We start from the raw sequence: 10,504 nt of genomic DNA on the forward strand, positions 1-10,504 counted from the left end.
CAGGTTGCCTACGTGTTACTCACCCGTCCGCCGCTATCCCCGAAGGGACCGCTCGACTTGCATGTATTAGGCACGCCGCCAGCGTTCGTCCTGAGCCAGGATCAAACTCTCCATTAAAGTGATCACCGAAGTGATCGTATAACAGAGCTTGTCTTAAGCTCAAAATTCAATGCTAGCGAGAATTTTCATTCTCTTTAAACCATTCACTCGTTGTTCAGTTTTCAAAGGACAATTCTTCGACAAAACCTTATTACTTCCGTAATTTTCGCTTTGTCATTTTGTGTCGTCTTGTTTAGCGGCGACTTTTATAATATATCACATTCGCCTACTTGATTGCAAGCTTTTTTTTCAAAAACTTTTTTTCGACCCTTTCTTTCTTGATTGAAAATAATCATATTGGAAAGGAACGAGTTATAAAATACCATATATATTTATACTAAGTCAAGCGTTAATTAAAACTTTTTAATGATGCATTCGATTCCTCGCATATTTGGATATTTCTTTAGGAGATGCAAGTCTTGCATACATTCTGAAGATCACTCTATATCGTGATTCAATTGCCCCTTTTATATCTGGATCTATACGTTTATCGTTCAAATCAAATAACATTTCATCCAATTCTTTTTTCAGAACATAGTCGAGTTCTCTACACTCTCTTTCATTAAATAAAAACCCGAGCATCGACACAATACCCCTTCCGCAACTTATGTAAAATACATGCTGATCCAGACACAAAAAAAGCATGCATCGAAAAAGCGATTTTCTGTTAACTCAAGAAGATTTGCGCTTTTTCAATGCATACTAAGTCGAAAGCATTTCGAACGCCTTACTGTTATGCACATATTTGGATATTTTTATGCTAAATATTTATTGCGGTTTGACAAGCCAGTAAGTGAAGGTACTCTCTATTAACGCCGCTGCTGTTAAAGTAACTACAATGATGACGAAAACGGGTACCAAGGCTTTCGCATAACTGCGAAACTCCTCTTTAAATTTGGTTGACCTGGTTGGGCTCGTTAAGGCACCAAAAGATTTTAACACAAGTACTCCTAATCTTAGGCCAAATGCACAGGCAAAAATAACTGCCGGAATTTCAATAATGCCGTGAGGCAGGATAGCCTTAATAACATATATAATAGACTGCTTCTCTGTAGATACCGCCACAACGTAGCCCAGCAGTAATCCGTTAGACAATAGAAAAAATAAAGGAAGTATACCGAAGAATACTCCTAATCCGATAATCAGTAGTGATTTCGACACATTGTTCCAAAAAATCAACCAAAACAGTGACCACTGTGGATTGGCTTTATCATTAATCGATTGAGATAGCTGCTCCAATCCCTTCAATTGTGTTTCGATGAACGATTGAAATTGATCCGAAAAGCCCATCCCCAATACCATACCCGTAATAAAGACTAACGCCGATGCTATAAAATAGTGTTTCATCAGCCGAAATTGCAGCATCATATTTCTCAACATCTAACCCCCTTGTCTGTTTGAAACATCTGTATTTTTTGTTTAACTTGTACGAGCTTCTAGCATATCTTTCTTGTCCAGGCATACAATTTTATTAATTAGTTTATACAAGCCCCTTTCATACTGGGCAAAAAGGAGGTCAGGATTCGTGAATTATTTTTATGTCATTAACGGAAAAAAATTAAAGCAAACTTTTATTATTATGATCGCTATTATTTTTGCTATCGGCATTATTTACTCCGAGCGCGATAATGTGACCGTATTTTCTCAAAATGAACCTGCGGCGATTTACAGCGTACAAACGGATAAAAAGGTGATTGCTTTAACGTTCGATATTAGTTGGGGCGATACGCGAACGGAGCCGATCTTGAAAGTACTTGAAGATAAAGGGGTCAAAAAAGCAACCTTTTTCTTATCCTCTCCTTGGGCTAAAGATCATCAGGAAATCGTTAGCCATATCGTCAAAGGCGGTTGGGAAATAGGCAGTCATGGCCATAAGCATGTTAACTACAGCAGCTTGAATACCGATGAGGAAATTCGATCTCAAATTACTACAGCACACCAAATTATTAGCGACGTTACTGGACAAACCCCTAATTTAATTCGCTTGCCTAATGGAGATTTTGATAAAAGGGTACTGCGTATTGCTAATGAATTAAACTACAACGTCATACAGTGGGATACGGATTCATTAGATTGGATGAACAAAGGTGTAGATAACATCATTAACCGAGTGGTTACTAAGGCTCATCCTGGAGATATCGTATTGCTGCATGCAAGCGATTCGGTTAAACAAACTCATGAAGCTCTACCCGTTATTATTGACCAATTAAGGGCTAAAGGCTACGAGTTCGTCACGGTTAGCGAGATGCTTAAGCAGACTCAAGTTGACAACAAACCTCCAGTCGAAGATCAGACTATGAAGTCCATTAAATAAAAAGCTCAATCAAAAACATGAAGAGCCGTTAGAGCGGCTCTTTGTTTGTTTTCAACACTTTAGATAAGATTAATATTTGCCATGCATTACTTGCAAGCAAAGGCACCATCATAAATATCGTCGAAGCAGCTGTATCCAGTCTAAGCGCAGGAACGGCTTCGATAGCAGAAACGACGATCATAAAAAACAAGGTGGGAATAAAGCCGTTACGATTGGTTAGCTTTACTTTCCAGTAGGCAATGCCTAAGCCCAAAATAAGCATCAGTAAAGGCAAAATGGTATACGATAACCAGCTCTCCTGCGCATTGGCATCCCTTAAATAAACCAGGTCAATAAGAGTTATAATAACTAATACTATCTGTAATACGTCCCAAACCCATTTACTTCTTACAATACCCATGGCAATAAAGCGAATAATCAAATAGGCAAAAAAGCCCATCTGACTTAATACGCTAATCGTTGCCCCTCCAAGAAGCATAGTAACAATGTTATAGCCAACCGCACTTCCATTTAAAAAGCTAAACTGCTGATCATTGGTTTGTAAAATGATTCCGATAACTAATGCGCTAAATGCGCCTATTAGTAATGTTGTCCAAAATAAATAAAACCACTTTCTTAACGTCACCCAACTCTACCCCCACGGCTTTATCTGTTCAGAAGTTAATTGTACCAACGTTCACAAAAAAAAGCCAACAAATAAGCGGAGTGAAAGTAATTCTAACGGCAAATACTAAGGCCATAATCTTTTCTGGAAAGGAGCCTTATGTAATGACGAAGCGATGGTTGCGTCCTGTTTCCTTCCTTCTTATCATCTGGGTCTTAACGTCCTGCGGATCCGATAAACAAGCCTCACAATCGCAAAGCGGCGGGTATAAAGATACAAAAACGATGGTACTTGATATCCTTAAAACCGAGGATGGCAAAAAGGCCATTATAGCGGCAATGAGTGGTGGCAGCAGCGGCTCGAGCTCCTCTCAATCCGAAGGACAGATGAAGCTGCTTTCTGCAGGCGACTCGCAGCAAATTCAGTTAGCCGTCAAAGATGTGCTGACCGATACGAACAACAATAAGTTTTTGCAATCTGTTATGACCGATCCTAAGTTCGCCGGCCAATTCGCGAAAGCTATCCAGAAGGATACCAAGCAATTACAAAAAGACTTGATGAAGGATCCTGATTATCAGAAATCATTGATGGACGCCATGAAAAACCCTGATTTCGAGAAAATGCTCATGGATTCTATGAAAGGACCTCAGTACCGCCAGCAAATGAAGACGGTCATGCAGGAATCTTTGCAAAGCCCCTTATTTAGACTTGAGTTGATGAATCTCATGAAAAAAGTTCTTGAAGAAGAATCTCAACCAAAAGCAAAAGGACAGGATCAAGGCGGAGGAGGAAGCAGCGGCGGGGGTTCAGGCGGTGAGCAAGGACAAGAAAAAGGCGATAGCGAGAAGAAAAAACAGCAATAGCTTTACAAATAAAAGGAGCTGCCATCTGACAGCTCCTTTATATTTTATTCGACCTTATTGATTAATTTTTGAGCCATTTCTAGATAGAGAGAGCCTGTCTCCGTATTCGATTTGTAGACCGAAGGAGAATAATCCGGTTCTGCCACATGGTTATCCGGAGCACCCAAAGGAATTTGTGTTAGCAGTTCAGTGTGCAGCTCTTCAGCAAGCTTTGCCCCGCCGCCTTTTCCGAAGACAAAATCTTTCTGACCACAGGCACTGCACTGATAATACGACATATTTTCTACAATACCTACGATATCATGATTCGTATGTTTAGCCATAGCTCCTGCCCGAGCTGCTACAAAAGCCGCCGTTGCATGAGGAGTCGTAACAATAATTTCTTTGCTTTGAGGAATCATTTGGTGGACATCCAACGCAACGTCTCCTGTACCTGGAGGCAGATCCAGCAATACATAGTCTACATCTCCCCAGCTGACTTCTTGGAAAAAGTTCCGTAGCATCTTCCCAAGCATAGGGCCACGCCAAATGACGGGTGTATTCTCTTCAACGAAAAAGCCCATAGAAATCACTTTGACCCCGAAACGTTCAACCGGTATAATACGGTTCTCCACAAGCTGAGGTCTCTCTTCAATGCCCATCATGTCGGGTACGCTAAAGCCGTATATGTCAGCATCGATAAGCCCTACTTTTTTGCCTAACCGCGCTAAGGCTACTGCCAGATTCACCGTTACGGTCGACTTTCCTACGCCGCCTTTACCGCTTGCGATAGCAATAAAGTGTACGCCTGAATCAGGGTCCAGTATATTACGAACAGGAGCTGCTTCCTGACTTGGTGCAGACACATGTTCCTGAAGCTTACGCGCCGCCTCATTACGATCAAATTCTGTCATCGGACGAAACCGCAAATGAACCTCAATTGCACCTGCTTGTTGGAATGCAGAAGTTATTTGCTCTTGAATATAGGCACGATAGGTTTCATCTTCATTAGACAGCAGTACGGTTGCAGAAACCCGGTCCTCTTTAATAAGAATGTCTCGGATTAGTTGCAAGTCAGCCAACCTTAGCTGAAATTCCGGATCATTCAGATGACGAACAGTATCTAATAATTGTTCTTTTGTTAGCAATTTTTTCACACCCCAGCCGAAGTTAAAAATGGTTGATTCAATTATTATATCACAATTTTATAAGTTACCCACTTTTTCGCCGGAGTAATACCTCAATATACCTTGATAGACAGATGCCGCTACTTTCTTCTGATACTCAGGTGATTTGAGCATTTGCGCTTCGTTCGGATTGGAAAGAAACCCAACCTCAACCAATGCACTTGGTATTTTTAACGTCTTTAACAAATACACATTATCGACGGGTTTGGCTACGCGGTCCGTATTTTTTAAATTTTTCTTTACTTCATCCTGTATTAATGCTGCTAACACTCCATTATCCTGATGATTAGGGTAATAAAAGGTTTGAGCTCCTGACCATTTTTCCGAAGGAATACTGTTTAAATGAATACTCACGAATAAATCCGCTTTTTGCTGAGTTATAAATTGTGCCCGTGCAAGCAAATCTTCCGTTTTTCTTCTACTGTATCCCTTTGTTGACGGCTCGGCCAAATCCTGATCGTTCTCCCGGGTCATAACGACCATAGCGCCGGCTTCCTGCAAATAATCCCTCAAATGCATCGTTATCGCCAAATTGATGTCTTTCTCAATAATACCATCCTTGCTTTCCGCACCACCGTCAGGCCCTCCGTGGCCTGGATCTAAAGCAATCTTTTTCCCGGACAGCGGCATCGTCCAATATGTCCATGTTTTGGTCGCAGGCAGCTCGTACGTAAACATAAACAGCATTAAAACAACAAGCAGAAATGACATGACAAGCTTCAAGCTGCTGTGCATCGTTAACCATACGACGACCCTTTTCCTCCTCTTAAACATAAAAAAAATCCACCTCACATCCCCATAGACTCTTAATCATCTATATGGGACAGGGTGGACAAATATGCTATCAATTGGTTGGCTCGAGCTGCTCTTTCATACCTTCTATCAAAATCTCTGCTACCTCAGGACGGGTAAATTGCGGAGGAGGACATTGGCCATCCCGCAGCAAAGCTCTTACCTTTGTACCGGATAAATGAAGGTGATCCGCTTTATCGTGAGGGCATGTTTTGCTGGAAGCCATGTTACCGCACTTGGTGCAGAAGAAGCTGTGCTCGAAGAACAATGGAGTAATCCCCAACTCTTCAATTGTAAAGTTGCTGAAAATTTCTTGCGCTTCATAAGTACTGTAGTAGTCACCTACGCCGGCATGGTCACGACCTACAATGAAATGTGTGCAGCCGTAATTTTTGCGAACCATGGCATGAAAGATCGCTTCGCGCGGCCCTGCATAGCGCATAGCGGCTGGGAATACTCCAAGGAATACACGATCCCTCGGATAGTAGTTTTCCAGCAAAACCAAGTAACTGCGCATGCGAACGTCAGCCGAGATATCATCCGATTTGGTTTCGCCTACTAGAGGATTCAAGAACAGTGCGTCGACGATTTCCATTGCGCTTTTTTGAATATATTCGTGTGCACGATGAACCGGATTTCTAGTTTGGAATCCAACTACCGTTCTCCAGCCTTTTTCTGAAAATATACGGCGAGTTTCCGAAGGGTCAAAATAAAATTCCTCAAATTTCTCAGGCTTAGGACGATTCAGCACTTGGATCGATCCACCAACATTGATGGAAGGACGAGAGAAAAGCTTCTGAACGCCTGGATGGGCTTCGTCATCGGTTTTAAAGACCTTAACCGCTTCGTTCTTCTGGTTGACCTCATAAATGCTTTGAATGTTCAAAATACCGTAAGTAACGCCATCCTGTTCGCCTACTAAAGCTACTTGTTCCCCGACCTTAATAGACCCTGCTACATAATCTTCTACAGACAATGTAACCGGAATACTCCATACGGTCCCATCTGCCAGACGCATGTTCTCAACGACGGAATCGTAATCTTCTTTACCCAAAAAGCCTGAGAGCGGTGAAAAAGCACCAACGCCGATGAGATCAAGGTCGGAAATCGTCCATGCATTAATTTGTAAAGGGTATAAGTTCTTGGCTAGCTCCAATAGTCTTTCTCTCTCGGCACCTTCTGCGACGCAGTTAATTAAAGTGCCGCCATGTGGACAAATTGTTTCAGCCATGGTTCGTGAAACCTCCTTATTTATGAAGGCCGCATTCCGTTTTCTCAAATCCGGACCAGCGTCCTGCACGAGGATCTTCACCTACAGCTACTTGGCGTGTGCAGTGCTCGCATCCGATACTTGGATAGTTACGGTCATGTAGCGGATTATAAATAATGTTATGACTGCGGATATAATTCCATACATCTTCAGAAGTCCAAGAAGCAAGAGGATTGAATTTAACCAAACCGAATTTCGTGTCGTATTCTACTTTCTTCGAGTTTGCTCTTGTTGGTGCTTGATCGCGGCGGATTCCCGTAATCCAAGCATCATAGTTTTTCAAAATATCCGTTAGAGGATCTACCTTTCGGATGTTGCAGCATTGCGTAGGGTTGCTTTTCCAGAGCTCTTCTCCGAATTGGTCAGTTTGATCTGCCAAAGTCAGCTTAGGAAGAACTTGTACAAACTCAAGACCATAGTGCTGCTGCAGTCTGTCACGTGTTTCATACGTTTCTTGGAAGTGCACATTTGTATCCAAGTAGAAAATATCGGTTTTCGGGCTTACCTTCTGGAGCATATCGACCAAAACAACATCCTCTGCCCCGAAACTACAGGCTAATGTGATATTAGGAAACTTCTCAACTGCCCAAGCAATAAGCGATTCCGGGCTTTGATTTTCAAATTGTTCTGCCGCTTCTTGAATTAATTTTTCCTTTTCAAACAAATTCATGGTTTTTCCCATCCTCTCATCGTTTTAATTCCGAGTATATAAATGTGTTTTATTATATATCATTATAACGCGAGGGTACTTTTTGTCAATTTAAAATTTTGTTGGGCCATTAACTATCATATGGTGAGCCCAGGCAATGGTGATTAAAAAAACAAAAAAACCTTTCCACCGAAATAGTGAAAAGGTTTTTGTATATAGCATAAAGCTTGATATTAACGTTTGGAGAATTGAGGAGCGCGACGAGCAGCTTTCAAGCCGTACTTTTTACGCTCTTTCATACGAGGGTCACGAGTCAGGAAGCCTGCTTTTTTCAAAGATCCGCGCAATTCAGGATCAGCTTTCAACAATGCACGGGAAATACCGTGACGGATTGCTCCAGCTTGTCCAGAAATACCTCCACCGTTAGCAATAACCAAAACATCGTATTTACCCAAAGTTTCAGTCAAGTTAAGCGGTTGTTTAACGATCAATTTCAATGTTTCAAGACCAAAATACTCATCAAGGTTACGTTTATTAATAATGATTCGTCCTTCACCTGGTACCAAACGTACACGAGCTACCGAGTGCTTACGACGACCTGTTCCATAATATTGAACTTGTGCCACAAAACAGCCCTCCCTTTATATTAACCGCGAAGTTCCCAAACTTCAGGTTGTTGTGCTTGATGCGGATGCTCAGAACCAGCATATACTTTCAATTTCGTTTTCATGCTATCGCCAAGGCGATTTTTTGGAAGCATGCCATGAATTGCGAATTCAAGTACACGTTCTGGTTTTGTGTTCAACAAATCTTGAGCGGAAATTACTTTCAAACCGCCAGAGTACAAAGAGTGGCGATAGTACATTTTATTTTGCAGCTTTTTACCAGACAATCTGATTTTTTCTGCATTAATTACGATTACGAAATCCCCAGTATCAACATGAGGCGTAAATTGCGGTTTGTGTTTACCGCGGATAATGCTAGCAGCTTCGCTCGCAAGACGTCCCAGAGTTTTATCTGTTGCGTCAATGATGTACCATTTGCGCTCTACTTCATTTGGCTTAGCCATATATGTGGTACGCATGAATAGTTCCTCCTAAACATTGTTCACTTTTGTAACTTGTTTGATGAAACGACACAGTCATGTGATGAATGCGAAGACACCTGTCATTCCATCATCAAATCTATCTGTATCATACATTAATTTTTATCGTTGATTAAAGGTTAGCCTTTTCCTTGACCCGGGGCCGTGGGTTAGCCGATCAAGAAACGCCAAGTGATATTATATAACAAAATCAAGGACAAATCAAGTTATGTTTGTATCTTGATTATATAATACTTCCCAGAGCATAAGTCCATGAGGCACAGCAGTTGGACCGGCCTTAGCGCGGTTGTAAGCTGCTAGAATGTCTCGGATCGAGTCACTTGAACGTTTTCCTTCCCCCACCTGAATCAAGGTCCCTGCAACAATTCTAACCATGTTGTATAAAAAACCGTTACCGGTCAAATATATATGAATGGTAAAGGATTGAAGCTGCGGGTCCATTGGTTCACATTCCAGCCTAGCATCAAATAACGTTCTAACGTGGGACAATTTCGTGGATCTAACGGAACAAAAGGTCGTAAAGTCATGTGTACCAATTAACCATTTCAGTCCTTCCGCCATAGCATCCGTGTTAAGTGCAGTTGGATGGTAAAATTCCATATGACGTTTAAACAAATCAGGATGACGACCACAGCGTATGGAGTAACGATACGTCTTCTGTACCGCTGATCTAGTAGAATGAAACGATAGATCGACCTCTCTCGCACCGCTTACGACGATATCATGAGGGAGTCTAGTATTAAGTGCCATACACCATCGATCGATAGGAATCTTCGACTCAGTATAGAAATTAATGACTTGCCCCCTTGCATGAACCCCCGCATCCGTCCTGCCTGATGATGTTAATTTAACCTTTTCTCCAGTTAGAGAGAACACGGCCTGCTCCAGCACATCCTGAATCGTGTTTAAGCTAGGCTGCGTTTGAAAACCGTTGTAAGCTGTCCCGTCATAACTGACAGTCATGCATATATTTCTCACGGCCGTCCTCCAATAAACAGTTCAAGCTCCGGCTACAAAAAAAAGGGTTTCATCAGAATCAAGAGATCCCGTCCACCCTTTCCCATCCTTTTTATGCACGATCTACTAATTCTAAATATACCATTGGCGCTGCATCGCCGCGACGAGGACCCAGCTTCAAGATTCTGGTGTAACCGCCTTGACGTTCAGCGTAACGTGGAGCCAATTCAGAGAATAGCTTCTGGATCGCGTCTTGATTTTCGTTTGCTGCTTCACGACGAACAAAGGAAGCAACTTGACGGCGAGCATGAAGATCTCCGCGTTTTGCCAATGTAATTAATTTCTCTGCAATAGAGCGCAATTCTTTAGCCTTAGCTTCAGTAGTTTGGATGCGCTCATGTATGAACAAGTCGGTTACCAGGTCACGAAATAAAGCTTTACGTGCGCTGGAGTCACGACCCAACTTTTGGTATGCCATTTGTGTGCAACCTCCTTCTGCTTAATTATAACCTGACGTTTAGTCTTCCATTCTTAGGCCAAGTCCAAGCTCTTCGAGCTTCTCTTGTACCTCTTCAAGAGACTTACGTCCAAGATTACGAACCTTCATCATGTCTTCTTCCGTTTTCGTAATCAATTCTTGAACCGTATTAATACCTGCGCGCTTCAGGCAGTTGTAAGAACGAAC

Annotated in this window: 14 protein-coding genes and 1 rRNA gene; 2 read left to right on the plus strand and 13 right to left on the minus strand. The window is 42.0% G+C overall.

The window, feature by feature from the left end; genetic code table 11:
* The 3 genes from BP97_RS0130410 to BP97_RS0130420 all read right to left on the minus strand — a co-directional run.
* Positions 1-117 (minus strand): 16S ribosomal RNA (locus BP97_RS0130410); the annotation flags it as partial.
* 345 nt (positions 118-462) lie between these two features.
* A complete protein-coding gene (locus BP97_RS41295) occupies positions 463-681 on the minus strand; it encodes a hypothetical protein (protein WP_028552477.1) in 219 nt (72 codons plus the stop codon).
* A 186-nt stretch (positions 682-867) separates the two neighbouring features.
* Entirely contained in the window at positions 868-1,479 is a 612-nt protein-coding gene (locus tag BP97_RS0130420) for a stage II sporulation protein M (RefSeq protein WP_028552478.1), read from the minus strand.
* Positions 1,480-1,624: 145 nt separating this feature from the next.
* On the opposite strand from BP97_RS0130420, the gene pdaB reads away from it, so the two are divergent.
* Positions 1,625-2,413 carry a polysaccharide deacetylase family sporulation protein PdaB gene (pdaB, locus tag BP97_RS0130425; RefSeq protein ID WP_028552479.1) on the plus strand — a complete coding sequence of 263 codons (789 nt, stop codon included), beginning with the start codon at positions 1,625-1,627 and terminating at the stop codon, positions 2,411-2,413.
* Positions 2,414-2,441: 28 nt separating this feature from the next.
* Here the strand turns inward: pdaB and BP97_RS0130430 are convergent, their stop codons facing one another.
* Entirely contained in the window at positions 2,442-3,038 is a 597-nt protein-coding gene (locus BP97_RS0130430) for a KinB-signaling pathway activation protein (protein WP_028552480.1), read from the minus strand.
* A 143-nt stretch (positions 3,039-3,181) separates the two neighbouring features.
* Between BP97_RS0130430 and gerD the strand changes: the two genes are divergently transcribed.
* Positions 3,182-3,880, plus strand: coding sequence for a spore germination lipoprotein GerD (gene gerD / locus BP97_RS0130435; RefSeq protein ID WP_028552481.1), 699 nt, complete (start codon positions 3,182-3,184; stop codon positions 3,878-3,880).
* A gap of 44 nt (positions 3,881-3,924) precedes the next feature.
* On the opposite strand, the gene BP97_RS0130440 is transcribed toward gerD, so the two are convergent.
* From BP97_RS0130440 to BP97_RS39970, 9 genes are all read right to left on the minus strand, one after another.
* On the minus strand, positions 3,925-5,007 hold the full coding sequence (locus tag BP97_RS0130440; RefSeq protein WP_028552482.1) for an Mrp/NBP35 family ATP-binding protein: 1,083 nt from the start codon (positions 5,005-5,007) through the stop codon (positions 3,925-3,927).
* A 57-nt stretch (positions 5,008-5,064) separates the two neighbouring features.
* Entirely contained in the window at positions 5,065-5,820 is a 756-nt protein-coding gene (gene cwlD, locus BP97_RS0130445; RefSeq protein ID WP_028552483.1) for an N-acetylmuramoyl-L-alanine amidase CwlD, read from the minus strand.
* A 70-nt stretch (positions 5,821-5,890) separates the two neighbouring features.
* A complete protein-coding gene (gene sat / locus BP97_RS0130450) occupies positions 5,891-7,069 on the minus strand; it encodes a sulfate adenylyltransferase (RefSeq protein ID WP_028552484.1) in 1,179 nt (392 codons plus the stop codon).
* A gap of 16 nt (positions 7,070-7,085) precedes the next feature.
* Complete coding sequence (locus tag BP97_RS0130455) at positions 7,086-7,778, minus strand: phosphoadenylyl-sulfate reductase (protein WP_028552485.1); 693 nt, start codon at positions 7,776-7,778, stop codon at positions 7,086-7,088.
* A gap of 212 nt (positions 7,779-7,990) precedes the next feature.
* On the minus strand, positions 7,991-8,383 hold the full coding sequence (gene rpsI / locus BP97_RS0130460) for a 30S ribosomal protein S9 (protein WP_028552486.1): 393 nt from the start codon (positions 8,381-8,383) through the stop codon (positions 7,991-7,993).
* A gap of 20 nt (positions 8,384-8,403) precedes the next feature.
* Positions 8,404-8,841, minus strand: a complete 438-nt coding sequence (gene rplM, locus BP97_RS0130465) for a 50S ribosomal protein L13 (RefSeq protein ID WP_028552487.1) — start codon at positions 8,839-8,841, stop codon at positions 8,404-8,406.
* 222 nt (positions 8,842-9,063) lie between these two features.
* Positions 9,064-9,840 (minus strand): tRNA pseudouridine(38-40) synthase TruA, encoded by a 777-nt coding sequence (gene truA, locus BP97_RS0130470; RefSeq protein ID WP_028552488.1) that lies wholly within the window; start codon positions 9,838-9,840, stop codon positions 9,064-9,066.
* Between the two features lie 91 nt (positions 9,841-9,931).
* On the minus strand, positions 9,932-10,297 hold the full coding sequence (gene rplQ / locus BP97_RS0130475; RefSeq protein WP_028552489.1) for a 50S ribosomal protein L17: 366 nt from the start codon (positions 10,295-10,297) through the stop codon (positions 9,932-9,934).
* Between the two features lie 39 nt (positions 10,298-10,336).
* On the minus strand, positions 10,337-10,504 hold a 168-nt coding region (locus tag BP97_RS39970; protein ID WP_081824439.1), incomplete at its 5' end, for a DNA-directed RNA polymerase subunit alpha C-terminal domain-containing protein.

This window comes from Paenibacillus sp. UNC451MF (assembly GCF_000686845.1).
Lineage (GTDB): Bacteria > Bacillota > Bacilli > Paenibacillales > NBRC-103111 > Paenibacillus_S.